Origin of the sequence: Streptomyces sp. NBC_01803 (assembly GCF_035917415.1) — a bacterium.
In the GTDB taxonomy this organism is placed as follows: domain Bacteria; phylum Actinomycetota; class Actinomycetes; order Streptomycetales; family Streptomycetaceae; genus Streptomyces.
Genome location: NZ_CP109073.1, coordinates 3,654,671 through 3,680,161, shown reverse-complemented (window position 1 = coordinate 3,680,161; position 25,491 = coordinate 3,654,671). Strand labels below are relative to the sequence as shown.

The window sequence follows — 25,491 nt, the reverse complement described above, 5'->3', positions numbered from 1 at the left end:
CTCCTTGGCTACCTTGACGCCTCCGTCCCGCCCCCGTCCCGCGTCCGCATGGGAGGACCCGCCTACGTGAAGCGTGCCATCGAGGAGGCTCGAAGACTCGCCCGGGACGGAAGTGACTTCGTTGACGTGATCGCGGCGCTCCGGGAGCTGGACGGCTTCCAGCTCACGCCGTTCAACCTGCTGGTGATCCTCCGCCAGGGCCTGGGCGTCACCTTCCTGGAGTCGCCGGAGCTGCTGCGCTTATACGACGTCGAGCTCCGCCCCGTCGTACCGGCCGCCGAGATCAACCGGGCGGCCAACCCGTTCCTGGTGCGGTACCGGGCGAAGGACTTCCTGATGGCGACCGAGGACCCGGGCATGCAGCGGTACTTCGGCGACATCGCCCGCTTCATGGTCGCGGAGTTCGGCATCACCTACGCGGAGGCCGTGGCGCGGGTCAACGAGGCGTTCAAGGACCAGGAGTTCGGCGCGTACCCGGACATCATGTGCCACGAGCTGCCCGAGTACTGGGCGTACGGCCTCTACTACGGCGCCGTCCGGTACTGGGACGAGTACGCCGACCGCTCGGCCTGGACGGCGCGGCCGGCGCCCGACAAGGACTCGGTCTGCTGGACCCTGTGACCACCGCGCCCGGCCCCTGGCGTCAACGCGGCGCATGACGATTCACCCTTCCGGGACGCGCGAGCGGCGGGAACCGGTCACGTCACCAGCGCCGAGATCCCCGGCCACCCCCCGCTGACGCCACATACGCCGGGCGGAGCGGGACGGCCGGGACGCGCCGCCTGCCGCCCCGGCCCCCGAAACCCCGCCCCACCGGATTGTCCGAAGATCATCCGAACCGCCTTCCCGGCGCCGCCCGCCCGCGGTCTGATACTCGCCAGCGATGTGGAAGGCGAATCCATGGACCAGGCCACACCGACCACCTACACGACCGTGCGCGACGGGATCTTCCACCCGCCGCCGCACATCGAGGCGCTGCGCGCCCACGCGCCCCTCGCCCGGATGACATTCGCCGACGGACACCTCGGCTGGCTCGCGACCGGCTACGCCGTCTCACGGGCCGTGCTCGCCGATCCCCGCTTCAGCGCGCGGGGCGAGCTCAAGCACCCGCCCGTACCGCGCGTCGGGGAGTTGGAGCAGTCCCCGAGCGCGCCGCCCGGCATCTTCATCCAGCATGACAACCCCGAGCACCAGCGCTACCGGCGGCTGCTCGTCGGGCAGTTCACCGTCCGCCGCATGCGGCTGCTCACCGACTGGATCGAGAAGGTGACCGAGTCGCACCTGGACGCCATGGAGCGGATCGGCTCACCCGCCGACCTCTTCGAGAACTTCGCGCTGCCGCTGCCGTCCCTGGTGATCAGCGAGATGCTGGGGGTGCCCTATGCCGACCGGGAGCGCTTCCAGCACGACACGGCCGTCTGGAGCAGCTTCAACTCCGATCTGGAGGAGCTGGCCAAGGCGTTCGGCGGCCTGACCATGTACCTCCATAACCTCGTGGTGCGCAAGCGGTCCGCGCCCGAGGACGACATCCTCAGCGGCCTGATGGCGGCCGACCCGGAGCTCACCGACGAGGAACTGACGTCGATCGCCTACCTGCTGCTCGTCGCCGGGCACGAGACGACCGCCAACCAGCTCGCCCTGGGCGTCCTCGCCCTGCTGACCAATCCCGCTCAGCTCGCCGCGCTGCGCGCCGACCCGTCCCTGACGGACAACGCGGTCGAGGAGTTGCTGCGCTACCTCAGCATCGTGCACCACGGCCCCACCCGGGCGGCGCTTGAGGACGTCGAGGTGGACGGGCGGCTGATCAGGAAGGGTGAGGTGGTGATGGTGTCGCTGACGGCGGCGAACCGGGACCCTGAGCGGTTCGACCACCCCGAGCTGCTGGACGTCACCCGCTCCGCCACCTCGCACCTCGGGTTCGGCCACGGCGCCCACCAGTGCCTCGGGCAGCAGCTCGCCCGGATCGAGCTGCGCGTCGGGCTGACGGCGCTGCTGCGGCGCTTCCCCCACCTGCGCCTGGCCGTGCCGCCCGAGGAGATCAGGCTCCGGCACGACATGCAGGTGTACGGGGTCTACGAGCTGCCGGTCGCGTGGTAGGCGCCCGGTGAGGATCGAGGTCGACACGTCCCGCTGCTGCGGGGCGGGCATGTGCGCGCTGACGGTCCCCCAGGTGTTCGACCAGAGTGAGGACGAGGGCACGGTCGTGCTGCTCGATCCCCGCCCGCCGACCGGACTGCACGGCGCCGTCCGGCAGGCCGCGCAGCTCTGCCCGTGTCAGACGATCACGGTGACGGAGCGGCGCGCCTGAGCGCCCCGGGGCGTCGCCCGGCACCCGCCCGGGCGGCGCCCCGCCGTGCCACCGGCACCCGAACGGCGGCCGGTTCCACCGGGACGAACGGGGACGTTCCGGCATATCGTCCCCTCCCATGAGAATCGGAATCGGCCTGCCCAACGCCGTCCCCGGCCGTTCGCCCCGCGAGGTCGGGCGGTGGGCCCAGGAGAGCGAGCGCCTGGGGTTCCACTCCCTGGGGACGATCGACCGCCTCCTCTATGACGTCCTCGACCCGCTCGTCACCCTCGGCGTCGCCGCCGCCGTCACCGAGCGCGTCGAGCTGCTCCCCACGGTGCTGAACGCCGGCTGGCGCCGCAACGCCGTCCTGTTCGCCAAGCAGCTGGCCACCGTCGACCTCGTCTCCGGCGGACGGCTGACCGCAGGTCTCGGCATCGGCGGCTGGCCGGACGACTTCGCCGCGAGCGGCGCCCCGGCCACCGGGCACGGCAGGATCCTCGACGACACGCTGGCCACGCTGCGCGCCGTCTGGGACGGCGAGGTGACCGGCGCCGCCGGACCCGCGCCGCTGCCCGGCACGGACCGGCCCGGCCTGCTCATCGGCGGCACCGTCCCGCGCTCCTTCGCCCGCGCGGCCCGCTCCGGCGACGGCTGGGTCGCGCCGCTCATGGGCGACGCGCTGCTCACCGCCGGCGTCGGACACGTCCGCGCGGCGTGGCGGGCCGCGGGCCGCACCGACCGGCCCCGGGTGGTCACCGGGCGCTACTTCTCCTGCGGCCCGGACGCGGAGGCCGTCGCCTCCCGGTACATCGCCCACTACTACGGGCCCGAGGAGAAGTCCCCGTACTACGCCCCGGTGCGCGCCGACGTGCTGGACTCCGACGCGAAGCTGAGCGCCTCCCTGGCGGCCCTCGCCGGGGCGGGAGCCGACGACGTCGTGCTGTATCCGTGCTCCGCCGCGCCCGTGCAGGTGGGCCTGCTGGCCGGGGCCCTGGAGCGAGCGGGAGCCCGCCACGAGCCTGCCTTCACGTTCCGCGCCGCGAGCGCCTGACATCACCCGGAGGTTACGCGGAGGCAAAACCCGCCACACAAACTCTTGACACTCCCCTCTGATTACAACATATTCACACAGCAACAAACACACCCGAAAGCGATCACTCATAGGGGAGGTGCGTGCCGTGACCGAACCCAACGGCATCCTGCATCTGCGCGCGGCGCGCACGAGTCTCGTTCTGGACACCCGGGGACCACGGATCCCCCGCGTGCTGCACTGGGGCGCCGACCTCGGCGAGCCGACCGGGGACGACCTGGCCCGGCTGGCGGACGCCGCGGTCATGCCGTCGCCCGCCGGCACCATCGACATCACCCCGCCCGCCGGGCTGCTGCCCGAGCACGCCACGGGATGGTCCGGGCTCCCCGGTCTGGTCGGGCACCGGGAGGGCGGCCGGGACTGGTCCCCGCTGTTCGATGTCACGGACCTGGAGCGGAACCGCTCATCCCTCCGCGTCGCGGCGGCCGACGCCCAGGCCGCCCTCAGCCTCCGCATCGAGCTGAAGCTGACGCCGTCCGGCCTGATCCGCACCCGCGCGGCGGTACGCAACGACGACCCCACCCGCTCGTACACCGTCGACGCCCTGGCCCTGGCCCTCCCCGTGCCGGTGCAGGCCGCCGAGCTGTTCGACCTCACCGGCCGCTGGGCCCGTGAGCGGGCACCGCAGCGGCAGCCGTTCACCGTCGGCTCCCGGGTCAGGGAGACCCGGCGCGGACGGACCGGGCACGACGCCCCCCTGCTCCTGGCGGCGGGCACGCCCGGCTTCGGCTTCGGCACCGGCGAGATATGGGGCATCCACCTGGCCTGGAGCGGGAACCACAAGGTCTCCGCCGAACGCCTGGACACCGGCGAGGCCGTCATCGGCGCCGGCGAGCTGCTGATGCCCGGCGAGATCACCCTCGCGCCCGGCGGTGAGTACACGGCGCCGTGGCTGTACGCGGCCCACAGCGACCAGGGGCTCGACGCGCTCTCCGCCCGCTTCCACGAGTACCTCCGCGCCCGCCCCTCCCACCCGGTGAGCCCCCGCCCGGTCATCGTCAACACCTGGGAGGCCGTCTACTTCGATCACGACCTGGACAAACTCAAGCGCCTGGCCGACCTCGGCGCCGAGGTCGGCGCCGAGCGGTACGTCCTGGACGACGGCTGGTTCCGCCACCGCCGCGACGACCACGCCGGGCTCGGCGACTGGTACGTGGACGAGACCATATGGCCCGACGGGCTGCACCCGCTGATCGACCACGTCCACGGCCTCGGCATGGAGTTCGGGCTCTGGGTGGAACCCGAGATGATCAACCCCGACTCCGACCTGGCCCGCGCCCACCCCGAGTGGATCCTCGCCACCGGCGGCCGGCTGCCCGGCACCATCCGGAACCAGCAGGTCCTCGACCTCACCCACCCCGAGGCGTACGCGTACATCCTCGAGCGGCTGGACGCCCTGCTCTCCGAGTACGACATCGCGTACCTGAAGTGGGACCACAACCGCGAGTTGTCCGACGCGGGCCACTCCCCGCACGGCGAGCCCGCCGTCCACGGCCAGACCCACGCCGTCTACCGCCTGATGGCCGAGCTGCGCGCGCGCCGGCCCGGGCTGGAGATCGAGTCCTGCTGCGGCGGCGGCGGGCGCGTCGACCTCGGCATCCTGGAGCACACCGACCGGGTCTGGGGAAGCGACTGCATCGACGCCCTCGAACGACAGGCCATCAACCGCTGGACCCAGCTCCTCCTCCCGCCGGAACTCATCGGCGCGCACGTGGGCGCCCCCCGCTCCCACGTCACCAGCCGGGTCCACGAGCTGTCCTTCCGCGCCGGCACCGCGCTCTTCGGCCACTTCGGCATCGAGTGGGACCTGATGAGCGCCACCGAGGCCGAACGTGCCGAACTCGCGCGCTGGGTCGCCGACTACAAGCGACTCCGCGGCCTGATCCACTCCGGCTCCGTCATCCGCGTGGACCACCCGGACCCCGCTCTGACGGCGTACGGCGTCGTCGCCCAGGACCGTTCGGAGGCCGTGTTCGCGCTCGCCTCCGTGGCGACCCCCCTCACCACCCCGCACGGCCGGGTCCGGCTGCGCGGCCTCGACCCCGACGCCCGCTACCGGGTCGAGGTCCTGCCCCCGGGGGAGACGACCCCGGGACTCGAACGCGGTCGGCCCGACTGGTTCGCACCCGGCGGCACCACCCTGCCGGGCCGCCTCCTGGAACTGACCGGGCTTCAGATACCGCACCTCCACCCCGACCAGATCGTTCTGGTCACCCTTACAAGGAAGTGAGGGGCCCATGTCCACTGCTCCCACCGACGCCCCCCGCTGGCGCAGCAGAGAGACAGCCGTCGCGTACGCCTTCCTGGCGCCCGCCCTGCTCGGCTTCCTCACCTTCTACGCCTGGCCCACCCTGCGCGGCCTCCATCTGAGCCTCACCGATTACGACCTGCTCACCGCCCCCGAGTTCACCGGGCTGGACAACTACCGCAGGCTGGTGGAGGACGACGTCTTCTGGAACTCCCTGTGGGTCACCCTCCAGTACGTCGTCATCAACATCGGCGTGCAGACCGTGCTCGCCATCGGGCTGGCGGTGCTGATCCACCGCCTCACCCGGTCCACGGTGATCCGCGGCATGATCCTGCTGCCCTACCTGATATCCAACGTGGTGGTGGCCATGGTCTGGTACTGGATGGCCGACTACAACCTCGGCATCCTCAACGAGACGCTCGCCTGGGCCGGCATCGACCGCATCGGCTTCTTCGGCGACCCCGACTGGGCCATCCCCACCATCGCCCTGACCAACGTCTGGCGCCACCTTGGCTATACGGCGCTGCTGATCTTCGCCGGGCTCCAGACCATCAACCGCGACGTGTACGAGGCCGCCGCCATCGACGGCGCCGGTGAGGTGCGGATCTTCTTCCGCATCACGCTGCCCCTGCTGCGGCCGGTCCTTGCCCTCGTCATGATCCTCACCGTCATCGGGTCCTGGCAGATCTTCGACACCGTCGCCGTGACCACGCAGGGCGGTCCGGTCGATACGACCCGGGTCATCCAGTACTACATCTACGACCAGGCGTTCACCCGCTTCGACTTCGGTTACGCCTCGGCGATCGCGGTGGTCCTGTTCCTCATCCTCGCCGGTGTGGCCCTGGCTCAGCTCAAGCTGATGCGGGCCGGCGAATCCGACCAGTCCTGAAGGAGGCCGTGATGACCGCTGTTGTTCAGCCGGCCGGCACCGACCCACTCCGCTCCGAGTCCACCACGACCGCCACCTCCACCCGGCCGGCCCACCGGCTCCGCACACGGCGACCGTTCAGCCCCGGCCGCGTCCTCGCTTGGACCGCCCTGGTGCTCTTCATCGCCATCACCATCGCGCCGTTCCTGTGGATGCTGCGCACCGCCCTGTCCAACAACCGGGTGCTGTTCACGGAGCCGTCCTCGTGGCTGCCCGTGGACTTCACCTGGGGCCCGCTGGAACGGGTGCTCGGCACCGCGACCAGCGCGGAGGCACAGGCCGAGGGCGGCTCGGGCGCGTCCCTCGACTTCTGGCTCTACCTGCGCAACTCGGTGATCGTCTCCACCGTGATCACCGTCGGCCAGGTGTTCTTCAGCGCGCTGGCGGCCTACGCCTTCGCCCGGCTGCGCTGGCCGGGCCGGGACAAGGTCTTCTTCCTCTTCCTCACCGCGCTGATGGTGCCGCCGATCTTCACCCTGCTGCCCAACTTCGTGCTGATCAAGAACCTCAACCTGCTCAACACCCTGCCCGGCATCATCGCGCCGTTCCTCTTCATGACACCCTTCGCCGTCTTCTTCCTGCGGCAGTTCTTCCTCGGCATCAACCGGGAGGTCGAGGAGGCGGCCCTGATCGACGGCGCCGGATACCTGCGGGTCTTCTTCCGGATCATCCTGCCGATGAGCTCCGCCCCGATGGCCACGCTCGGGATCCTCACGTTCATCAACGCCTGGAACGAGTACTTCTGGCCGCAACTCGTCGGCCAGGAGGAGGGCGTGCGCGTCCTCACGGTGGCGCTCGGCGCCTTCCGGGCGGCCACCCCGCAGACCGGACCCGACTGGGCGGGGCTGATGGCCGCGAGCCTGGTGGCCGCGGTGCCCACCATGCTCCTCTTCCTCGCCTTCGGCCGGAAGATCGTCAACTCCATCCAGTTCTCCGGCGTGAAGTAGAAGAGAGGCGCAGCCATGCGAAGCACCACACGACGCGCCCGCGCGGTGGCGGCCGGAGCGACGGTCGCCCTCGCCGTCCCCCTCGCGGCCTGCGGCAGCCCGGTCGGCGCCGGCGGGGCCACGACGATCACCTACTGGCTGTGGGACGCCAACCAGCAGCCCGCCTACCAGGAGTGTGCCGACGCCTTCGAAGAGGCGAACCCCGACATCAACATCCGCATCGAGCAGCGCGGCTGGGGCGACTACTGGACCGGCCTGGCGCTGGGCTCCGTCGCCGAATCGGCACCGGATGTCTTCACGGACCACCTGGCGAAGTACCCGGACTACGTCAGCCGCGATCTGCTGCTGCCGCTCGACGAGTTCATCGAGCGCGACAACGTACCTCTGGAGATCTACGAGGAGGGGCTGGCGGACCTGTGGGTCGGCCAGGACGGCCACCGATACGGCCTGCCCAAGGACTGGGACACCATCGCCCTCTTCTACAACAGGGAGATGATCGAGGAGGCGGGCCTCACCGAGGAGGACCTGAGCGGCATCACCTGGAACCCCGAGGACGGCGGCACCTACGAGGACCTCATCGCCCGGCTCACCGTGGACGCCAACGGGGTGCGGGGCGACGAGCCCGGCTTCGACAAGAACCACGTGGCGGTCTACGGCCTGTGGATGGAGAACGGCGGAGGGGAGAACCACGGCCAGACCCAGTGGTCGATGTACGCCGCCTCCAACGGCTGGCAGCCCACCGACACCAACCCGTGGGGCACCGGCTACAACTACGGCGATCCCGCCTTCCTGGAGACCATCGCCTGGTACAAGTCCCTCATCGACAAGGGCTACATGCCCACCCTCGCGGCCCAGCGGGGCGTCCAGAGCAGCGACCAGCTCGCGGCGGGCCGTGCCGCCATCGCTCCGAACGGAAGCTGGATGACCGGCACGTTCTTCGGTTACCAGGGCCTGGATGTCGGCGTCGCCCCGACCCCCATCGGCCCCTCCGGCGAACGGGCCAGCATGTTCAACGGGCTGGCCGACTCCATCACCGCGGGCACCGAGCATCCGGAGGAGTCGTGGGAGTGGGTGCGGTACCTGGCCTCACCGGAGTGCCAGCGCATCGTCGCCCAACACCGCGTCGTCTTCCCCGCCATCACCGAGGCATGGCAGATCGCGGAGGAACGATTCGCCGAGGAGGGCATCGACGTCTCCGCGTTCACCGAGCAGGTGGTCGACGGCACCACGTTCATGCTGCCCATCACGGACCACGGGGCCGATGTGTCCGCGCTGCTCACCCCGGCCATGGAGGCGGTGCTCTCCGGCCAGGCCCCCGTCGAGTCGCTCATCGGTGTGAACGAGGAGATCAACGCCCTCTTCGAATGAGCCGCGCGGGCCGGGGACCGCTCAGCCCGCGCTGACCACCTTCAGCTCCGGGTGGGCCGTGCCGCCCTCGATCGCCGTCGAGGACAGGTGGGACACCACACGGTCGTCCACCGGGTCGTTCGCCGGATCGTCGTGGACCACCAAGTGCTCGTATGTGGTGGCGCGCTGGGCCGGGACGCGGCCCGCGGCGCGGATGAGGTGCAGCAGCTCCATCCGGTTCGACCGGTGCTTCGCGCCGGCGGAGGAGACCACGTTCTCCTCCAGCATCACCGAGCCGAGGTCGTCCGCGCCGTAGTGCAGCGAGAGCTGGCCGACCTCCTTGCCCGTGGTCAGCCATGAGCCCTGGATGTGGGCGACGTTGTCGAGGAAGAGGCGGGCGATCGCGATCATCCGCAGATACTCGAAGAGCGTCGCCTGCGTCCGGCCCTTCAGGTGGTTGTTGTGCGGCTGGTAGGTGTAGGGGATGAACGCCCGGAAGCCACCGGTGCGGTCCTGCGTGTCGCGGATCATCCGCAGGTGCTCGATCCGCTCGGCGTTGGTCTCGCCGGTGCCCATCAGCATGGTGGAGGTGGACTCCACGCCCAGCCGGTGCGCGGTCTCCATGATCTCCAGCCAGCGCTCGCCGGACTCCTTCAGCGGCGCGATCGCCTGCCGCGCCCTGGCCGGCAGCAGCTCGGCGCCGGCCCCGGCGAACGAGTCGAGGCCGGCGGCGTGGATGCGGCGGATCGCCTCCTCGGCGGTGACGCCCGAGATGCGGGCCATGTGCTCGACCTCGGACGCGCCCAGCGAGTGGATGACGAGCTGGGGGAACCGCTCCTTGATCGCGGCGAAGTGCCGCTCGTAGTACTCCACGCCGAAGTCCGGGTGGTGGCCGCCCTGGAACATGATCTGGGTGCCGCCCAGCGCCACGGTCTCCTCGCAGCGCCGCAGGATGTCGTCGAGGTCCCGGGTCCACGCCTGCTCGCTCTTGGGCGCGGCGTAGAAGGCGCAGAACTTGCAGGCCGTCACGCAGGCGTTGGTGTAGTTGATGTTGCGCTCGATGATGTACGTGGCGATCTGCTCGGTCCCCGCGTACCGGCGGCGGCGTACGGCGTCGGCCGCCTGCCCCAGCGCGTGCAGCGGCGCGGACCGGTACAGCGCGAGCGCCTCCTCGGGACTGATCCGGCCACCTCCGGCGGCACGGTCGAGCACGGTCCGCAGGTCAGCGCTCTCGCCCATCGGGCATCCCTTCGACGCGAATCGCAACGACCGTCCCAGCGTACGCCAGCGCATCGAAGGCCCTCGGGCCGGTGGGTGCCTCAGGGGCGGCGCAGCTCGCCCTCCAGATCGCCACCGGGCTGGTTGCTCGTGTAGCGCAGCGCGCCGGCGTCGTCGAGGCTCAGGATGACCTCGAAGTCGCCCTCGACGCAGAAGTTGGTCTGCGAGGACTCCTCCTGGTCGACCCGGGCGTCGAAGGTGATCTCCCGCTCACCGACCTCCTTGAGCGTCAGCCGGTCCACGCAGGTGGACAGGCCCATCGCGTCCGAGGAGGTCGCGGTGCCGACCCGGTCGCCGACCCGGCCGTTCTCCAGGGTGAGGGCCAGCGGGCCGCCGGGCAGGCCGAGCACGGTCAGCTGGCCCTCCCACTCCCCCACGTACTCGGCCGGCAGCGCGTCGCCGCCACCGCCGCCGTCGTCACCGTCACTGTCACCGCCGCCGTCCGTGCCGTCCGAGCCGCCCGATCCGGCGGAGTCCCCGGAGCCGTCGAGCAGGCCCGCCCCGAGCACGCCGCCGAGCAGCAGCAGGACGCCGAGGGCCACGGCCGGGACGACCAGCCGGGCCCGCCGCCGTCCCGGCGGCGAGTCGGCGGAGGTCCCGGACCCGAACGGCGGGGTGGTGATCCCGGCGGTGTGCGTCGTCGGCGGCCCGAACATCCCGGCCGGCGCGGACGCGACGGCCTCCGGGGGAACCTCCTCCAGATCAAGCAGCCCGACCGCGCGGCGGCTGACGTCCTCGACCACCGGCTGGGGCAGCCAGCCGGGCCCGACGAGGCCGGCCGCGCCGCCTTCGCCCGCGCAGGCGGCGGCCACCTCCTTGAGGGCGGGCCGGGCGGCCGGGTCCTTGGCCAGGCAGGCGGCGACCAGGCCGCGCAGATCCTGGGGCACCGCGTCCAGGCTCGGCTCCTCGTGCACGACCTGGTACAGCAGGTGCGGCGCGCTCTCCCCGGTGAACGGCGGACGGCCGCCGGCGGCGAAGGCCAGCACCGCGCCGAACGCGAAGACGTCCGTCTCCGGGCCGACCTGACGGCCCATGACCTGCTCGGGCGACATGTAGCCGGGCGAGCCGACCGTCGCGCCGGTCGCCGTGAGCTGGGCCGTGGCGTCGGTGGCGCGGGCGATGCCGAAGTCGATCAGCCGCGGGCCCTCCAGGGCGAGGAGCACGTTGGACGGCTTGACGTCCCGGTGCACCAGCCCCCGCTCGTGGACGGCGGCCAGCGCCTCGGCCAGGCCGGCGGCGAGCGCCAGCACGGTGTGCCGGGGGAGGGCGCCGTGGGCGTCCACGGCGCGGTGCAGATCGGGGCCGGCGACATAGCCGGTGGCCACCCAGGGGATCTCGGCGTCCGGGTCGGCGTCCAGCACGGGGGCCGTCCAGGCGCCCCCGACGAGCCGGGCGGCGGCCACCTCGCGGGCGAACCGGGCGCGGAACCGGGCGTCGGTGGCGTAGTGCGGGTGGACGACCTTGACCGCCACGGTGCGACCGCCGGCGCTGCGCCCCAGATAGACCCGCCCCATGCCGCCCTGGCCGAGCCGGCGCACAATGCGGTACGCGCCGATGGCGCGCGGATCGCCGGCCTGGAGCGGCTCCATCGTCACGCCTCCCGGGGGTCGAGCAGCTCCACGCGGGCGGAGCCCGACTCCGGCAGGCCGGTGCGGCGGGCGAACTCGGTGATGCCCGCGAGCTGGCGGGGACCGAACCGGAAGTCCAGGGTGGTGAAGTACCGCTCCAGCGCGTCGGCGTCGAAGTCCTCCCAGCGGGCGGCCTGTTCGGCGACCTTGTGCACCTCGGTCAGGGACAGGTCGCGGGAGGCCAGGAACGCTCGGTGGACCTCGCGCACCATCGCGGGCTCGCGGCGCAGATAGTCGCGGCGGACGGCCCAGACGGCGAAGACGAACGGCAGCCCGGTCCACTCGTGCCACATCCGTCCCAGGTCATGGACGTCCAGGCCGAGCCGCGGGGCGTCGTGCAGGGAGGCCCGCAGCGCGGCGTCGCCGATGAGCACGGCCGCCTCGGCCTCCTGCATCATCAGGCCGAGGTCGGGCGGGCACGTGTAGTACACGGGCCGGACGCCGAAGCGCTCGTCGAGCAGCAGCCGGGCCAGCCGCACGGAGGTGCGGGAGGTGGACCCGAGAGCGACGCGCGCCCCGTCCAGTCGCTCCAGCGGCACCTGCGACACGATGACGCAGGACATGACCGGACCGTCGCAGCCGACCGCGATGTCGGGGAGGGCGACGAGCTCATCGGTATGGCGGAGGAATTCCAGCAGGGACACCGGACCCATATCGAGCCGGCCGCTCACGAGGAGTTCGCCCAGCTTCTCCGGGGTGTCCTTCGTCAGCTCCAGGTCCAGCAGGCTGCCCGTCCTGGCGAGACCCCAGTACAGAGGAAGGCAGTTCAGGAACTGGATGTGGCCGACACGGGGACGGATCCGGTGGTGTGTAGTCACCCTTGGGAGGGTACGCCTGAGGTCGTGCGAGCCGACGGTCAGGGACAGGTCCATCCGATGGGTGATCTCTGCTCTTCCGACCGTGCGGGACGCATGCTAGGCTCGAGGAGAGTTGCAGTTTGGTTTCCCTTGCAGTACGAGCCTGCGGAGCATGTGACCGCGGGCTTTCGTCGTTTTCAGGCTTCAATGCAGGTTCTGGAGCAGGGCGACCCTTTTAGGCCCAGGGAGGGCTTATACATGGCTACCGGAACCGTCAAGTGGTTCAACGCCGAGAAGGGCTTTGGCTTCATCGCCCAGGATGGCGGCGGCCCTGATGTCTTCGTCCACTATTCCGCGATCAACGCCAACGGTTTCCGTTCTCTTGAGGAGAGCCAGGCCGTGACGTTCGACGTCACCCAGGGCCCGAAGGGTCCGCAGGCGGAGAACGTCACCGTCGTCTGAGGCCAAGGCCCCCGGGCCGCCGGTCTCGGCGTTGTACCACTAAGGAGCCCCCGCCCCGGCGGGGGCTCCTGCCTTTCTCTGAGGCTTACTGGATCCTGAGGCGTTCCACGACTCTGAGGCTTACCGGCCTTTCCGTTCCTTTCCGTCCTCTTCACGCCTTTCCATGCCCTTCCGCGCCTTTCCGCGCCTTTCCGTGCCTTTCCGTGCCTGTCCACGCCGAAGCCGGCTCAGCGCTCGACCACGCCCTTGCGGTAGAGCTGATTGACCTCGGTCGCGTAGTCCCGCAGGACGGCGGCCCGGCGGAGCTTCATCGACGGCGTCAGGTGGCCGGAGTCCATGGTGAAGTCCCGCGGCAGCACCTTGAAGCGGCGGATCGACTCGGGGGTGGAGACGAAGCTGTTGGCGTCGTCTATGGCCCGCTGGAGGTGGCGCAGCAGCTCGGGGTCGGTGATGAGCTTGCTCATCGGGATCCGCTTGCGGCCGGTGATCTGCTGCCAGTGGGCGAGGCCGTCGGGGTCCAGCGTGATCAGCGCCGTGAGGTAAGGGCGGTCGTCGCCGACCACCATGCACTGGCTGACCAGCGGGTGGGCGCGCAGCGCGTCCTCCAGCGGCGCGGGGGCGACGTTCTTGCCGTTGGACGTGACGATCAGGTCCTTCTTGCGGCCGGTGATCGTCAGATAGCCGTCCTGGTCCATGGAGCCGATGTCCCCGGTGGCGAGCCAGCCGTCGGCGTCGGTGGCGGACACCACCTCGCGGCGCTCGGCGTCCCAGTAGCCGCTGAAGATCTGGGCGCCGCGCACCAGCACCTCGCCGTCGGCGGCGATCCGCACGTCGGTACCGGGCATGGGCCAGCCCACGGTGCCGATCCGGGGGGCGTGCGGCGGGGTGACGGTGACCGCCGCGGAGGTCTCGGTCAGGCCGTAGCCCTCGTAGATGTGGACGCCGGCGCCCTCGAAGAACGTGCCGAGCTGCCTGCCCAGCGGCGAGCCGCCGCAGACGACGTGCCGGAGCTTGCCGCCGAGCGCGGCCCTGATCCGCCGGTAGACCAGCACGTCGTACAGGGCGCGGGCCAGCCGCAGGCCGATGCCGGGGCCCCTGACGGCGCTGAGCGGGGTCTCGGTGGTGATCCCGTTGTGGCGGGCGAGGCGCATGGCCACGGGGCTGAGCGCCGGACCGTTGACGGTGCTGTGCTGGGCGGCCTCGGCGGCGACGCCGAACCGGCGGGCGACGCGCGCCGCCCGGTCGAACGAGGCGGCCCGGCCCATGCTCTCGGCGGTGGCGCGGCCGGTGTTGTACACCTTCTCCAGCAGATAGGGGATGGCGAAGAGGAACGTCGGCTGGAAGCCCGCGAAGTCGGCCAGCAGCTCGTCGGTCTGCACGCTGGGCGCGTGGCCGAGACGGACCCTGGCCCGCAAACAGCCGATGGCGAGGGTGCGGCCGAGCACGTGGGCGAGGGGCAGGAAGAGCAGGGTGGAGGCGGGCTCGTCCACGGCGAACTCGTACATCGGGTAGAGCAGCTCGATGCCGTTGTCCACCTCGGCGAACATGTTGGCGTGGGTGATCACGCAGCCCTTGGGCACGCCGGTGGTGCCCGACGTGTAGATGATGGTGGCGGCCAGCCAGGGCGCGAGCAGGGAGCGACGCTCTTCGACGGCGGAGTCCGGGATGTCGTGGCCCACGGCGGCGATCTGGCCGATGGCGCTGGTCTCGGTGCCGGAGATGGCGGTGATCTGCCACAGGTGTTCCAGGTCGGGCAGCTCGGACCGGAGGGCGGTGAGCATCCGGGCTTCCTCGACCCCCTCGACCGCGCAGGCCCGCACCCCCGCGTCGCGCAGGATGTAGCTCACCTGATGCGGGGAGGAGGTGGGGTATATCGGGACCGAGATCAGACCGGCGGCCCAGGCGGCGAAGTCCAGCAGGGTCCACTCGTAGCGGGTGCGGGACATGATGGCGATCCGGTCGCCGGGACGCAGCCCGTGGGCTATGAGGCCCTTGGCGACGTCCATCACCTCCGTGGCGAACTCGGCGCAGGTGACGTCGCGCCAGGTCCCGTCGCGATACTTGCGGCTGAGGGCGATGTCGTCGGGCGCCTCCTGCGCGTTCACGAACGGGATGTCGGCGAGGCTGCCCTCCTCGACGGCGGGCGCGAGCTGGGGCATGGAGGCTCCGGTGACGACGCCTCGCTCGATGCGCAGGTCCGGATAGAGAAGGGACGGAGTGGTGGGTGGGCTCTTGACGTGCGTTCCGGACATGTAAACCGTCCTCCCCGGTGCGACCCTGGACTGGGTGGATCTCATGATTCTGCCCAGTTCAGAGCGGATTGACCGGTCCTTTCACCGGAACTACCACTCACGATCTTGTACCTGGCTCAGCATGACCGAAAATACACATGGAAAACAATGGTCTTGTCACCTACTGACACATCTCCACCGGTCTGTCGTCCTTGACGGGAGCGTCCGACATGCTCTCGTGCCATGACGCGCCCCCCACCCCGCCGGACCGGGACCCTCGCCGGTGTTCTCTGTCTCGCCCCGATCCTCGCCTGGTCCTCCCCGGTCGGCGCGGAGGACCAGGAGCCGGCGTTCGCCGCCGAGCTCGACCGGCTGCTCGCCGACCCGCGCCTCGACGGCGGCCGAGCGAGCGTCGTCGTGCGCGACGCGGCCGACGGCGAGACGCTGTGCGAGCGCGGCGCGGAGACCGCCTGATGCCCGCCTCCACCACCAAGCTGCTCACCTCGGCCGCCGCCCTGGCCATCCTCGGCCCCGACCGCCGCTCAGGCGGCGGTCTTCACCTCGGGCGTCCGGGACGAGGCGCCGCCCCGGCCGGACCGGTCACTCGGTGGCCTCGTCCTCCATGCCGCGGTTGGCGTTGAGCCGCTGCCGGGCGCGGGCGATGTCCGGGGCGATCTCCCGCGACATGGCGTCGCGCTGTCCGCGCAGCGCGACCAGGCTGATCGGCGCGGAGACGACGATGGCGAGCAGCATCAGCCACAGCGGGTTCGCCACGCCGATGGACTCGGGGATGACGCCGACGTAGGCCAGTATGGCCAGGACGACGAAGCAGCCGGCGAAGACGGCCAGCCGCATGCCGGTGTACTGGAGCGTGGCGCGCCTGGTGCTGTTGCTCACGGTGGGGTCCCTCCCTTTCGAGCCCTTCCAGTCAAACACAGCCGCCGCGGCGGTCAGCCGAGGGGCAGCCACATGGTGACGTCGTCGCGGAAGTCGTTCTCGCCGACCTTGATGGCGCCCGGCACACGGCCCGTCTCGCGGTAGCCGCAGGCGGCGTAGAACCGCTCCAGGCCGAGGCCACCGCGGCAGGTCAGACGTATGCCGCAGATCTCCGGGCCGATGCGCTGGGCGGCCGAGGCGGCGGCGGCCATCAACTCCCGGCCGGCGCCGGCGCCCTGCCGGTCGGGGTGGATCATCACGGTCTTCAGCCACACCCAGTGCCGCATCAGCGGATGGGCGTTGAGCGAGAAGAACGCCGTCCCCACCGGCCGACCGCGTTCGGTGGCGGCGACCAGCAGCCGGGTGGTGCCCTCGGCCATGCCCACCAGGTGTCTGCGCAGCGCCGGGCGCACGTCGTCCGGCGTCACGGTCGGCAGGAAGCCGACGGCGCCACCCGCGTTGACGACGTCGGCCCACAGCGTGGCCAGCTCGTCCCGCAGCGCCGGGCTGACCGGCGGGTCCAGCACATAGCGCGCCCGCACGCCGCGGCGCGCGTCCGCCGCGTTCACGTCCGTTCCCACGCCACTCACACCCGCATCGGCTGCGGTGCCTCACGCCGGTCCGGGTCGGGGCCGCCGTACTCGCGGACCACCTCGTACCGGGTGTTGCGCTCGACCGGGCGGAAGCCGGCGTCGCGGATCAGCTCCAGCAGGTCCTCGCGGGTGAGCTTGTCGGGGGTGCCGAAGTTGTCCGCGTCATGGGTGATCTTGTACTCCACGACCGAGCCGTCCATGTCGTCCGCGCCGTGCTGGAGGGCGAGCTGCGCGGTCTGCACGCCGTGCATCACCCAGAAGACCTTGACGTGCGGCACGTTGTCGAACAGGAGGCGGGAGACCGCGAACGTCTTCAGCGCCTCGGCGCCGGTCGCCATCGTGGTCCGCTCCTGGAGCCGGTTGCGGACCTTGCCGTCCTTCATGTCCACGAAGTCGTGCTGGTAGCGCAGCGGGATGAAGACCTGGAAGCCGCCGGTCTCGTCCTGGAGCTCACGCAGCCGCAGCACGTGGTCCACGCGGTGGCGAGGCTCCTCGATGTGCCCGTACAGCATGGTCGAGGGCGTCTTCAGCCCCTTGGAGTGCGCCAGCCGGTGGATGCGCGACCAGTCCTCCCAGTGGGTCTTGTGGTCGACGATGTGCTGCCTGACCTCCCAGTCGAAGATCTCGGCGCCACCGCCGGTCAGCGACTCCAGACCGGCGTCGATCAGCTCGTCGAGGATCTCGGAAGCGGGCAGACCGGAGATGGTCTCGAAGTGGTGAATCTCGGTCGCGGTGAAGGCTTTCAGCGACACCGACTCCGGCAGCGCCTCCTTCAGCGCCCGCAGCGAGCGCGGGTAGTACCGCCAGGGCAGCGTGGGGTGGAGACCGTTGACGATGTGCAGCTCGGTGAGCTGGTCGCCCTCCATGGCCCGCGCCAGCCGCACCGCTTCCTCGATACGCATGGTGTACGCGTCCTTCTCGCCCGGCTTGCGCTGGAACGAGCAGTACGCGCACGAGGCGGTGCACACGTTGGTCATGTTGAGGTGACGGTTGACGTTGAAGTACACGACGTCACCGTTCTTGCGCGTCCGTACCTCGGTGGCGAGGCCGCCGAGCCAGGCGAGGTCGTCCGACTCGTACAGGGCGACGCCGTCCTCGCGGGTCAGCCGCTCACCGGCGCGGACCTTCTCCTCCAGCTCCCGCTTGAGCCCAGCGTCCATACGTCGCGCCTCCTCGTCATCCGGCTCCACCGAGCCTACGCCCGCTCCCGGTCGGGCAAGTCCCCGACCCTGTTCTCCCACTTGGTCGACAGCACGATGGTGGTCCTGGTGCGCGAGACGCCCTGGGTGCCCGACAGCCGCCGGATCGTGCGCTCCAGCCCGTCCACGTCACCCGCCCTGACCTTCAGCATGTACGAGTCGTCCCCGGCGATGAACCAGCAGTCCTCGATCTCCGGCAGGTCGCGCAGCCGCCCGGCGACCTCCTCGTGGTCGACGGTGTCGGAGAGCTGGATGCCGATCAGCGCGGTCACCCCCAGCCCCAGCGAACGGGCGTCCACCGTCGCCCGGTATCCCGTGATCACCCCGGCCGCCTCCAGCCGGTTGATGCGGTCGGTGACACTGGGCCCCGAGAGACCGACGAGGCGGCCCAACTCGGCGTACGAAGCCCGGCCGTTTTCGCGCAGCGCCTGGATGAGCTGCTTGTCCACCGCGTCCATCGTCGCAGCGCCTTCCTGGTACTCGTCCCCTGGTCGATCGATTGCACAGATGAATCTAAGGCATTCGACCCCGGCGACCTACGAGTGCCTGGTCGGACGGCCGCTGGCGCCCAGCTCGCCCTGCCAGCGGCGGTAGAGCGCGTGTGGTACGCCGACCGCGTCCAGGGCGCGGCCCGCGACGAAGTCGACCAGGTCCTGGAGGTGCGTCGCCCCGGCGTAGAACGCGGGCGAGGCGGGCAGCGCGACCGCGCCCGCCTCGTCGAGTGTCACCAGGTGCCGCAGCGTCTGGCCGTCCAGCGGCGTCTCCCGGACGGCGACGACCAGCGGCCGGCGCTCCTTGAGCGTCACGCTCGCCGCGCGCTGGAGCAGGTCCTTGGACAGGCCGAGCGCGACCCCGGCGACGGCCGCCGTGGAGGCCGGGACGATGAGCATGCCCCGGGCCGGATAGGAGCCCGAGGAGGGCCCGGCCGCCAGATCGCCCGCCGCCCAGTACCGCACGTCGCGCGCGATCCGTTCCGGCTCGACGGGGAACGTCTGCGGCTTGCCGTCCGCGCCGGCCGCCAGCCAGCTCCCCAGGTCCGCCGCCCAGTGCGCGTCGCGGAACGAGATCCCCGTCTCGTCCAGCAGCGTCAGCCGGGCGGCCCGGCTGACGACGAGGTCCACCGCCTCGCCGGCCGCGAGCAACGCCCGGAGCACGGCCGCCGCGTACGGCGTCCCCGACGCCCCCGACACCCCGACGATCCACGGCCGGCGCTGCTGTCTGACGTACATACCGGTCAGGCTAACGGGCGGTCCGTTGCTAACAGGCCGCTTACCGGACGGTGACGCCTCGGCCACATACGGCGCCCCGGCCGAGTGCCGGAGGTGGGGCCGTGGAAACTTGACCTTGGGACACCCCGTGCCCCGCACCGCCCACGGACAGGAGAGACGACATCGGTACCCGCCCGCCGCGCCGCCCCACCGGCCGCCCGTTCCTGACCCGGCTCGTCGCCCTCGGCGGCGCGGCGCTCCTCGTCACCGCGACGGGAGCCTGCCAGGTCGTGCAGAACGCCAGGGCCGGGCTCCAGGTCTCCGACGCGGTCGACGAGCTCCTGTCATGGGAGGCGCTGACGACCGTCGCGACCGTGGACGCCACGCCCGAGGAGGTCTACGACTACCTGCTGCGGGCGGGCGCCGGAAGCGGCCGGGAGCCGTCGATGGACGCGGCGCGGCTGCTGGCCGACCTGGAGCTGACCGTCTCGGTGGGCGACCCCGAGGGCGAGACCCGGATGAAGGACATCGGCCCGGACGACCCGCTGAACAGCGCGATGACGGTGAACTTCGGAGGCCGCGACATCGCCGGGGTCAAGATGCTGAACGGCCACGCCTACGCCCGCGTCGGTGGCCAGGCCATCGTGGAGGACGTGTACGGCGGCGACGAGGCGGCCGTCGCCCGAGCCGAGCGCTTCGATCGGGACGCCGCCCGCCTTCCCGCCGCCCTGGCCACCGCCGAGCTGGCGCTGCGCGGCGAGTGGGTCGAGGTCGAGCCGTTCGCCTACGAGGCGTACGCCGAGGCCCTCAACGAGCACGGCGACGTCGATCCGGCCACCGCCGAGGCCCTGGCCGGGGTACTGACCGACGGCGGCGCGATGCTGGACCCGGGCGCGCAGTGGGACCTGGCGGGCGGTCTGGAGAGCACGCTGCGGTCGGGCGGCTCGCTGCGCCGGACCGGCGAGGCGCACGGCGCGGACACGGTCGAGGTCCACCTCCCGGCCGGGGAGGCGTACCGGGCGCTGGGACCGGTGCTGACGCTGCTGACCGAGCAGTGCGAACGCTTCGGCCTCCCGCCCGTCGTCTCGGCGCCGGCCGACCCGTCGGCCGAGGTGACGGCGGAGCTGGCGATCCGCAACGGCGTGCTGACGAACGCCACGTTCGACCTCGGCCAGTTCGGCCCCGAGGGCGCGGGCTCGCTGCCGCTGAACCTGTTCCTGGCGGGCGGCTCCGCGCTGAATCTCGACCCACCGGAGACGACCACCGGCCCGCTCACCCCCGCGGACCTGACGGTGGCCCTGCTGTACCTGGCGGAGCAGAACGAGTCCCGCGCCGAGGACGAGTCCCGCGCCGACGTCCCGGGCCCGATTCAGCCCTAGCCCATGCAGCCCTGGCCCGATGCAGCCCGAGGGTGCCGCGCGGGCGGTTCCGCGGCCTGCCGCCGGCGGGCCCCGGCCGGGAATCTCCGGCTCAGGGCACCGGGGCCCTTCTTCCTGATGTTCGCGGGGCCGGATCCCGGCGGGGGCCGGATCCCGGCGGGCCGCGACGCTTTCCCAGACCCGCTCCGGCACCTCGCGGGGCCAAGACAGGCCCTGGCCGCCCGCATAGGCTCGACGCATGGACATCGTCAACCCGGCCCTCAGCGACTACCTCCTGGCCCACTGCACCCCCGCCGACGACGTGCTGCGCGATCTCGCCGCCGAGACACGGCGGGCGCTGCCCGACCATCTGAGCATGCAGATCACCCAGGACGAGGGCGCCTTCCTCACCCTCCTGGTCCGTCTCACCGGCGCCCGCCGGGCGGTGGAGGTCGGCACGTTCACCGGCTACTCCTCGATCTGCATCGCGCGCGGCCTGCCCGCCGACGGCCGGCTGCTGGCCTGCGACGTCAGCGACGAGTGGACGTCCGTCGCCCGCCGCTACTGGGAACGGGCGGGCGTCGCCGACCGCATCGACCTGCGCCTCGCGCCCGCCGCCGAGACCCTGCGGGCGCTGCCGTCCGGGGAGACCGTCGACTTCGCGTTCATCGACGCCGACAAGACCGGCTATCCCGTCTACTACGAGGAGCTGGTCACCCGCCTGCGCCCCGGCGGCCTGATCGTGCTCGACAACATGCTCCGCGCCGGCCGCGTCGTGGACCCGGCCGCGCAGGACCCGGCGGACATCGCGATCCGTGAGATGAGCGACATCATCGCCGCCGACAAGCGCGTGGAGTCCGTGCTGCTGCCGCTGCGCGACGGCGTCACCCTCGTCCGCAAGCTCGCCTGAGGCCCAAAAGCCCCGAGCCGGGCCTACGCTGGAACACATGCCCGAACTACCAGAAGTCGAGGCATTGCGCGCATTCCTCACCGACCACCTCGTCGGCCACGAGGTGGCCCGCGCGATGCCGGTCGCGTTCCACGTTCTCAAGACCTACGAGCCGCCGCTGACCGCCCTGGAGGGCAGGACGGTCACGGCGGTGGACCGGCACGGCAAGTTCCTCGACATCGGCTTCGGGGACCTGCGCCTGATCGTCCACCTCGCCCGGGCCGGCTGGCTGCGCTGGCAGGACAGCCTCCCCGCCGCTCCCCCGCGCCCGGGCAAGGGCCCGCTCGCGCTGCGCGTCGCGCTCACCGGCGGGGCCGGCTTCGACCTCACCGAGGCCGGCACGCAGAAACGTCTCGCCGCCTACTGCGTGCGTGCCCCCGCCGAGGTGCCCGGCATCGCCCGGCTCGGCCCCGACCCGCTGGATCCCGGCTTCACCGCGGACACGTTCGCCACCCTGCTGCGCGGGGAGAACCGGCGGCTCAAGGGCGTGCTGCGGGACCAGGGCGTGCTGGCGGGCATCGGCAACGCCTACTCGGACGAGATCCTGCACGCCGCCCGCATGTCGCCGTTCCGGCTCGCGGTCCGGCTGACCGACGAGGAGGCCGCCGCCCTGTACGCGGCGATGACCGACACCCTGCGCGCGGCCGTGGACCGCTCGCGCGGCCTGGCGGCCGGGCGGCTGAAGGCGGAGAAGAAGAGCGGCCTGCGCGTGCACGGCCGCGCGGGCGAGCCGTGCCCGGTCTGCGGCGACACGATCCGCGAGGTGTCGTACCGCGACTCCGCCCTTCAGTACTGCGCGACCTGCCAGACCGGCGGGAAGCCGCTGGCCGACCGCCGTCTGTCACGCCTGCTGAAGTGACGGCCCGGGGCCCGCCGCCTCACGTCGGATCGGCCTCCTCCGCCTCCACGGCGACGCCGTGCGCCCGCACGATCTCGGCGAGCCCGCCCTCGTACGGCCGGCTGACCGCCGAGAACCACCAGCCGTCGTCCTCCCGCACCAGCTCCCCGACGGTCAGCCCGGTGGCGTGCGCCGGGCCGCTGGGGAAGCCGTAGCACAGCAGCTCCATATCGTTGCCCGGGTCGATCAGCCGCGCGTGCAGCAGGCCGATCCCGGACAGGTCCTGGCCGCGGGCCTCCGCGTCGTGGATGGACAGCACGAAGACGACCCGCTCGGCGTGCGGCCCGAGCCGGGGCAGCTCGACGCGGAACAACGCCTCCGGGTCGTCGCCGCCCAGCCGCATCCCGATGCCGCGCGGCTCGGGGTTGTTGTAGAAGACGAAGTGGTCGTCCGACAGCACTTGGCCCGCCGCGTCGACGATGAGCGCGCTGGCGTCGGCGTCCATGCCGTCGGGCGCCCGCCAGTCGAGCCCGACGGTGAACGAGGCCGCGCCCGGCAGCACGTCCGCCAGCCGCATCCGCTGCCCGGTGGCCAGCGGCAGCCGCCCGCCGCCCGGCCGCGGACAGCTCGCCAGCAGCACCGCGCGCGGATCGCGCCGGGAGTCCACGCGCGTCGGCTGGTACGGCGCCGCCACGGCCGCCACGACGGGCGCCGCCGGGACGTGCGCGGCGAGCACCGAAAGGCCGCGCAGCCGCTCGGCGACCTCGGCCGCGCTGCCGGGACGCTCCTCGGGACGCTTGGACAGCATCGACAGGATCAGCTCGTCCCAGCCCGGCGGCAGTCCGGGCCGCAGCGCGCTGGGCGCGGTCGGCGCGCTTTCCATCTGCTGGCGCAGCAGCTGGTAGAGGGAGGCACCGTGGAACGGCGGCCGACCGGCGATCAGCGAGTACAGCACGCAGCCGGTGGAGTAGAGGTCGCTGCGGGTATCGACCGGGCGGCCCTCGATCTGCTCCGGCGACATGTAGGCCGGGGTGCCGACGACGACACCCGTCGAGGTGAGCCGCGCGTGGTCGCTGGACTCGGCGAGGACGGCGGCGATCCCGAAGTCCAGCACGCGGGCGAGACCGTCCGGGCCGACCATCACATTGGCCGGCTTCAGGTCCCGGTGGACCACGCCCGAATCGTGCGCCACGGCCAGCGCGCGGCAGACGTGCTCGCCCCAGCGCGCGACCTCGCCGAGCGCGGGCAGCTCCTCGGTCAGGAGCTGGTCGAGGGAGCGCCCGCGCAGCCGCTCCATGACCAGGTACAGAACGGAGTGCGCGTCGCCCTCGAACCGGGCCTCGCCGACGTCGTGCACGGTGACGATGAACGGGCTGGAGAGGCCGGCCAGCAGCTTGGCCTCCCGCTCGAACCGTTCCCGCGCCCGCGGATCGCGGCCCGCCGTGACGGTATTCACGATCTTGACGGCGACCTGCCGTTCGAGCCGCAGGTCCAGCGCTTCCCAGACGGTGCCGCTGCCCCCGGCGCCCAACTGCCGACCGAGCCGGTACCGGCCGTCGAGAACCCGGTCCTGCATGCCCACGCACCCCCTGACGTCACCCCGCGGTACCGATACTTTAAGCGGCTCGGACGCGGCCCGGAGGGGGTGCGCCGAGGTCGGGGAAAGAGGCGCGCCGACACGGCCGGAGCCGCGCGGTGTCGAACGACGCTCGATTGTCAGTGCCCGTGGCTACGCTGTGCCCCAGTTGGACTCGCACCGCTCACGACCCGCCCGCCGAAGCCACCCAGAGCCACCCAGAGCCACCGAACCAGTCGGACAGCCAGTCAGACCGCCAGTCGTCGTCTCAGCCAGGATCAGCCAGGAGCCACGCGATGAGCACATCCGCCGCCACCGCCGGAGCGTCACCGACCGCCGCACCGCCACCCGTCACGGAGCTCCAGTTGGAGCAGCACCGCAAGGAGCTCACCGGGTATTGCTACCGGATGCTCGGCTCGGCCTTCGAGGCGGAGGACGCCGTGCAGGAGACCATGGTCCGCGCCTGGCGCGGCCTTGGCCGCTTCGAGGGCCGCTCCTCGCTCCGCTCCTGGCTGTACCGGATCGCGACCAACGTCTGCCTGACCATGCTCAGCGGCAGCAGCCGCCGGGCGCGCCCGATGGACCTCAGCTCCCCGACGCCGACCGCCTCGGCGGTGCTCGGCCCACCGCTGCCGGAGACGGCGTGGATCGAGCCGATGCCCGACAGCCGCACGCTGCCGGACCCGGCGGAGAAGGCCGAGCAGCGCGACTCCGTCCGCCTGGCGCTCGTCGCCGCCCTCCAGCACCTGGCGCCCCGGCAGCGCGCGGTGCTGATCCTGCGCGAGGTGCTGAGCTGGAAGGCCGGCGAGGTCGCCGAGCTGCTGGACACGACGGTCGCCTCGGTGAACAGCGCGTTGCAGCGCGCCCGCGCGACCCTCGCCGCCACCGGGCTCACCGACGCCGACCCGTCGCGGCCACTGTCCGACGAGCACAAGGCGCTGCTGAGCCGCTATCTCGACGCCTTCGAGCGCTACGACATGGACGCCCTCACCGCCCTGCTGGCCGAGGACGCCACGCTCTCGATGCCGCCCTATGACCTGTGGATGCGCGGCCCCTCCGACATACGGGAATGGATGCTGGGCCAGGGCATAGGGTGCGCCGACTCCCGCCTGATCCCGACCTGGGCGAACGGCGCGCCCGCCTTCGGGCAGTACCGGGCGGAGCCGGACGGCGGCCACAGCCCGTGGGCGCTTCAGGTCATAGAGGTCTCAGACGGCCGCATCACCGGGATCAACGCGTTCCTGGACACCGCGCGCCTCTTCCCGCTCTTCGGGCTGCCCGCCCATCTCCCCAAGTCCGAGCCAGCCCAGGAGCCCCTGTAACCCACCCCCGACATTGAGGAACTGGACGCGGCAGCCGAGCCGTTTCGCGGTCAGCCGCATCCGGGCCAGTGCCTCGACCACCACCGCGTTGGACGCTCCCCCGCCGGGGGGCGCCACCAGCGCGGACACGTCCACGGTCAGGACGGCCGCGCCGCCACGCCGCGCGTGCGCGGCCAGCCGTTCGCACAGGCCCGGCACATCGTCGCGGGCCACCGGCCCACGCACGACGAACACCTCACCACCCACCGCTGTCTCCTTCCCCTCGG

Annotated in this window: 26 protein-coding genes; 15 read left to right on the top strand and 11 right to left on the bottom strand. The window is 71.8% G+C overall.

The window, feature by feature from the left end; genetic code table 11:
• The first annotated feature begins 66 nt into the window (after nucleotides 1-66).
• From OIE51_RS16675 to OIE51_RS16640, 8 genes are all read left to right on the top strand, one after another.
• The gene (locus tag OIE51_RS16675; RefSeq protein WP_326598498.1) at nucleotides 67-621 is read left to right on the top strand and encodes a hypothetical protein; all 555 of its coding nucleotides are present in this window, start codon (nucleotides 67-69) and stop codon (nucleotides 619-621) included.
• A gap of 279 nt (nucleotides 622-900) precedes the next feature.
• A complete protein-coding gene (locus tag OIE51_RS16670; protein ID WP_326598497.1) occupies nucleotides 901-2,097 on the top strand; it encodes a cytochrome P450 in 1,197 nt (398 codons plus the stop codon).
• Nucleotides 2,098-2,104: 7 nt separating this feature from the next.
• Nucleotides 2,105-2,308 (top strand): ferredoxin, encoded by a 204-nt coding sequence (locus tag OIE51_RS16665; RefSeq protein WP_326598496.1) that lies wholly within the window; start codon nucleotides 2,105-2,107, stop codon nucleotides 2,306-2,308.
• A gap of 118 nt (nucleotides 2,309-2,426) precedes the next feature.
• Nucleotides 2,427-3,341: an LLM class flavin-dependent oxidoreductase gene (locus OIE51_RS16660; RefSeq protein ID WP_326598494.1), complete on the top strand. Its 915-nt coding sequence runs from the start codon at nucleotides 2,427-2,429 to the stop codon at nucleotides 3,339-3,341.
• Nucleotides 3,342-3,468: 127 nt separating this feature from the next.
• Entirely contained in the window at nucleotides 3,469-5,610 is a 2,142-nt protein-coding gene (locus OIE51_RS16655; protein ID WP_326598493.1) for an alpha-galactosidase, read from the top strand.
• Between the two features lie 7 nt (nucleotides 5,611-5,617).
• Complete coding sequence (locus OIE51_RS16650) at nucleotides 5,618-6,517, top strand: carbohydrate ABC transporter permease (protein ID WP_326598492.1); 900 nt, start codon at nucleotides 5,618-5,620, stop codon at nucleotides 6,515-6,517.
• Nucleotides 6,518-6,528: 11 nt separating this feature from the next.
• Nucleotides 6,529-7,503, top strand: coding sequence for a carbohydrate ABC transporter permease (locus OIE51_RS16645; RefSeq protein ID WP_326598491.1), 975 nt, complete (start codon nucleotides 6,529-6,531; stop codon nucleotides 7,501-7,503).
• Nucleotides 7,504-7,518: 15 nt separating this feature from the next.
• Nucleotides 7,519-8,871, top strand: coding sequence for an ABC transporter substrate-binding protein (locus tag OIE51_RS16640; RefSeq protein ID WP_326598490.1), 1,353 nt, complete (start codon nucleotides 7,519-7,521; stop codon nucleotides 8,869-8,871).
• 21 nt (nucleotides 8,872-8,892) lie between these two features.
• Here the strand turns inward: OIE51_RS16640 and mqnC are convergent, their stop codons facing one another.
• The 3 genes from mqnC to OIE51_RS16625 form a co-directional block, all read right to left on the bottom strand.
• Nucleotides 8,893-10,089 carry a cyclic dehypoxanthinyl futalosine synthase gene (mqnC, locus tag OIE51_RS16635; RefSeq protein ID WP_326598489.1) on the bottom strand — a complete coding sequence of 399 codons (1,197 nt, stop codon included), beginning with the start codon at nucleotides 10,087-10,089 and terminating at the stop codon, nucleotides 8,893-8,895.
• Between the two features lie 80 nt (nucleotides 10,090-10,169).
• Nucleotides 10,170-11,717, bottom strand: coding sequence for a serine/threonine-protein kinase (locus OIE51_RS16630; protein WP_326598488.1), 1,548 nt, complete (start codon nucleotides 11,715-11,717; stop codon nucleotides 10,170-10,172).
• A 2-nt stretch (nucleotides 11,718-11,719) separates the two neighbouring features.
• On the bottom strand, nucleotides 11,720-12,574 hold the full coding sequence (locus OIE51_RS16625) for a menaquinone biosynthetic enzyme MqnA/MqnD family protein (RefSeq protein WP_326598487.1): 855 nt from the start codon (nucleotides 12,572-12,574) through the stop codon (nucleotides 11,720-11,722).
• A 237-nt stretch (nucleotides 12,575-12,811) separates the two neighbouring features.
• Here OIE51_RS16625 and OIE51_RS16620 point away from each other — a divergent pair, with 237 nt between their 5' ends.
• Complete coding sequence (locus OIE51_RS16620; RefSeq protein WP_077059682.1) at nucleotides 12,812-13,015, top strand: cold-shock protein; 204 nt, start codon at nucleotides 12,812-12,814, stop codon at nucleotides 13,013-13,015.
• Between the two features lie 227 nt (nucleotides 13,016-13,242).
• On the opposite strand, the gene OIE51_RS16615 is transcribed toward OIE51_RS16620, so the two are convergent.
• Nucleotides 13,243-15,267: an AMP-dependent synthetase/ligase gene (locus OIE51_RS16615; protein WP_326598485.1), complete on the bottom strand. Its 2,025-nt coding sequence runs from the start codon at nucleotides 15,265-15,267 to the stop codon at nucleotides 13,243-13,245.
• 222 nt (nucleotides 15,268-15,489) lie between these two features.
• On the opposite strand from OIE51_RS16615, the gene OIE51_RS16610 reads away from it, so the two are divergent.
• Both OIE51_RS16610 and OIE51_RS26995 read left to right on the top strand, forming a co-directional pair.
• Nucleotides 15,490-15,720: a hypothetical protein gene (locus OIE51_RS16610; RefSeq protein WP_442811940.1), complete on the top strand. Its 231-nt coding sequence runs from the start codon at nucleotides 15,490-15,492 to the stop codon at nucleotides 15,718-15,720.
• The gene (locus OIE51_RS26995) at nucleotides 15,720-15,887 is read left to right on the top strand and encodes a hypothetical protein (RefSeq protein ID WP_442811939.1); all 168 of its coding nucleotides are present in this window, start codon (nucleotides 15,720-15,722) and stop codon (nucleotides 15,885-15,887) included. The genes OIE51_RS16610 and OIE51_RS26995 overlap by 1 nt, the downstream gene beginning before the upstream one ends.
• On the opposite strand, the gene OIE51_RS16605 is transcribed toward OIE51_RS26995, so the two are convergent.
• The 5 genes from OIE51_RS16605 to OIE51_RS16585 form a co-directional block, all read right to left on the bottom strand.
• Nucleotides 15,847-16,143, bottom strand: a complete 297-nt coding sequence (locus OIE51_RS16605; protein ID WP_326598484.1) for a DUF4229 domain-containing protein — start codon at nucleotides 16,141-16,143, stop codon at nucleotides 15,847-15,849. The two genes, OIE51_RS26995 and OIE51_RS16605, sit on opposite strands and share 41 nt — an antisense overlap.
• Before the next feature lie 53 nt (nucleotides 16,144-16,196).
• Nucleotides 16,197-16,724, bottom strand: coding sequence for a GNAT family N-acetyltransferase (locus tag OIE51_RS16600; RefSeq protein WP_326600659.1), 528 nt, complete (start codon nucleotides 16,722-16,724; stop codon nucleotides 16,197-16,199).
• 44 nt (nucleotides 16,725-16,768) lie between these two features.
• Nucleotides 16,769-17,935: an aminofutalosine synthase MqnE gene (mqnE, locus tag OIE51_RS16595; protein ID WP_326598483.1), complete on the bottom strand. Its 1,167-nt coding sequence runs from the start codon at nucleotides 17,933-17,935 to the stop codon at nucleotides 16,769-16,771.
• A gap of 35 nt (nucleotides 17,936-17,970) precedes the next feature.
• The gene (locus OIE51_RS16590; RefSeq protein ID WP_326598481.1) at nucleotides 17,971-18,432 is read right to left on the bottom strand and encodes an Lrp/AsnC family transcriptional regulator; all 462 of its coding nucleotides are present in this window, start codon (nucleotides 18,430-18,432) and stop codon (nucleotides 17,971-17,973) included.
• Between the two features lie 78 nt (nucleotides 18,433-18,510).
• Complete coding sequence (locus tag OIE51_RS16585) at nucleotides 18,511-19,203, bottom strand: UbiX family flavin prenyltransferase (protein WP_326598480.1); 693 nt, start codon at nucleotides 19,201-19,203, stop codon at nucleotides 18,511-18,513.
• Between the two features lie 269 nt (nucleotides 19,204-19,472).
• Between OIE51_RS16585 and OIE51_RS16580 the strand changes: the two genes are divergently transcribed.
• The 3 genes from OIE51_RS16580 to OIE51_RS16570 all read left to right on the top strand — a co-directional run bounded on the left by OIE51_RS16580 (nucleotide 19,473) and on the right by OIE51_RS16570 (nucleotide 22,348).
• Nucleotides 19,473-20,561: a hypothetical protein gene (locus tag OIE51_RS16580; protein ID WP_326598479.1), complete on the top strand. Its 1,089-nt coding sequence runs from the start codon at nucleotides 19,473-19,475 to the stop codon at nucleotides 20,559-20,561.
• A gap of 238 nt (nucleotides 20,562-20,799) precedes the next feature.
• Complete coding sequence (locus tag OIE51_RS16575; protein WP_326598478.1) at nucleotides 20,800-21,450, top strand: O-methyltransferase; 651 nt, start codon at nucleotides 20,800-20,802, stop codon at nucleotides 21,448-21,450.
• 37 nt (nucleotides 21,451-21,487) lie between these two features.
• Nucleotides 21,488-22,348 (top strand): Fpg/Nei family DNA glycosylase, encoded by an 861-nt coding sequence (locus tag OIE51_RS16570; protein ID WP_326598477.1) that lies wholly within the window; start codon nucleotides 21,488-21,490, stop codon nucleotides 22,346-22,348.
• Nucleotides 22,349-22,367: 19 nt separating this feature from the next.
• Here OIE51_RS16570 and OIE51_RS16565 read toward each other — a convergent pair whose 3' ends face one another.
• The gene (locus OIE51_RS16565) at nucleotides 22,368-23,903 is read right to left on the bottom strand and encodes a protein kinase domain-containing protein (RefSeq protein ID WP_326598475.1); all 1,536 of its coding nucleotides are present in this window, start codon (nucleotides 23,901-23,903) and stop codon (nucleotides 22,368-22,370) included.
• Between the two features lie 296 nt (nucleotides 23,904-24,199).
• Between OIE51_RS16565 and OIE51_RS16560 the strand changes: the two genes are divergently transcribed.
• Nucleotides 24,200-25,225: a sigma-70 family RNA polymerase sigma factor gene (locus OIE51_RS16560; RefSeq protein WP_326598474.1), complete on the top strand. Its 1,026-nt coding sequence runs from the start codon at nucleotides 24,200-24,202 to the stop codon at nucleotides 25,223-25,225.
• Here OIE51_RS16560 and OIE51_RS16555 read toward each other — a convergent pair.
• The gene (locus OIE51_RS16555; protein ID WP_326598473.1) at nucleotides 25,112-25,471 is read right to left on the bottom strand and encodes a hypothetical protein; all 360 of its coding nucleotides are present in this window, start codon (nucleotides 25,469-25,471) and stop codon (nucleotides 25,112-25,114) included. The two genes, OIE51_RS16560 and OIE51_RS16555, sit on opposite strands and share 114 nt — an antisense overlap.
• Nucleotides 25,472-25,491: the final 20 nt, after the last annotated feature.

What these genes read in the sequence shown, in the direction of transcription:
- OIE51_RS16670 (WP_326598497.1), top strand. Translation starts at nt 901, where the DNA reads ATGGACCAGGCCACACCGACCACCTACACGACCGTGCGCGACGGGATC.
- OIE51_RS16660 (WP_326598494.1), top strand. Translation starts at nt 2,427, where the DNA reads ATGAGAATCGGAATCGGCCTGCCCAACGCCGTCCCCGGCCGTTCGCCC.
- OIE51_RS16650 (WP_326598492.1), top strand. Translation starts at nt 5,618, where the DNA reads ATGTCCACTGCTCCCACCGACGCCCCCCGCTGGCGCAGCAGAGAGACA.
- OIE51_RS16645 (WP_326598491.1), top strand. Translation starts at nt 6,529, where the DNA reads ATGACCGCTGTTGTTCAGCCGGCCGGCACCGACCCACTCCGCTCCGAG.
- OIE51_RS16640 (WP_326598490.1), top strand. Translation starts at nt 7,519, where the DNA reads ATGCGAAGCACCACACGACGCGCCCGCGCGGTGGCGGCCGGAGCGACG.
- mqnC (WP_326598489.1), bottom strand. Translation starts at nt 10,089, where the DNA reads ATGGGCGAGAGCGCTGACCTGCGGACCGTGCTCGACCGTGCCGCCGGA.
- OIE51_RS16630 (WP_326598488.1), bottom strand. Translation starts at nt 11,717, where the DNA reads ATGGAGCCGCTCCAGGCCGGCGATCCGCGCGCCATCGGCGCGTACCGC.
- OIE51_RS16620 (WP_077059682.1), top strand. Translation starts at nt 12,812, where the DNA reads ATGGCTACCGGAACCGTCAAGTGGTTCAACGCCGAGAAGGGCTTTGGC.
- OIE51_RS16615 (WP_326598485.1), bottom strand. Translation starts at nt 15,267, where the DNA reads ATGTCCGGAACGCACGTCAAGAGCCCACCCACCACTCCGTCCCTTCTC.
- OIE51_RS16610 (WP_442811940.1), top strand. Translation starts at nt 15,490, where the DNA reads ATGACGCGCCCCCCACCCCGCCGGACCGGGACCCTCGCCGGTGTTCTC.
- OIE51_RS26995 (WP_442811939.1), top strand. Translation starts at nt 15,720, where the DNA reads ATGCCCGCCTCCACCACCAAGCTGCTCACCTCGGCCGCCGCCCTGGCC.
- mqnE (WP_326598483.1), bottom strand. Translation starts at nt 17,935, where the DNA reads ATGGACGCTGGGCTCAAGCGGGAGCTGGAGGAGAAGGTCCGCGCCGGT.
- OIE51_RS16590 (WP_326598481.1), bottom strand. Translation starts at nt 18,432, where the DNA reads ATGGACGCGGTGGACAAGCAGCTCATCCAGGCGCTGCGCGAAAACGGC.
- OIE51_RS16585 (WP_326598480.1), bottom strand. Translation starts at nt 19,203, where the DNA reads ATGTACGTCAGACAGCAGCGCCGGCCGTGGATCGTCGGGGTGTCGGGG.
- OIE51_RS16575 (WP_326598478.1), top strand. Translation starts at nt 20,800, where the DNA reads ATGGACATCGTCAACCCGGCCCTCAGCGACTACCTCCTGGCCCACTGC.
- OIE51_RS16570 (WP_326598477.1), top strand. Translation starts at nt 21,488, where the DNA reads ATGCCCGAACTACCAGAAGTCGAGGCATTGCGCGCATTCCTCACCGAC.
- OIE51_RS16565 (WP_326598475.1), bottom strand. Translation starts at nt 23,903, where the DNA reads ATGCAGGACCGGGTTCTCGACGGCCGGTACCGGCTCGGTCGGCAGTTG.
- OIE51_RS16560 (WP_326598474.1), top strand. Translation starts at nt 24,200, where the DNA reads ATGAGCACATCCGCCGCCACCGCCGGAGCGTCACCGACCGCCGCACCG.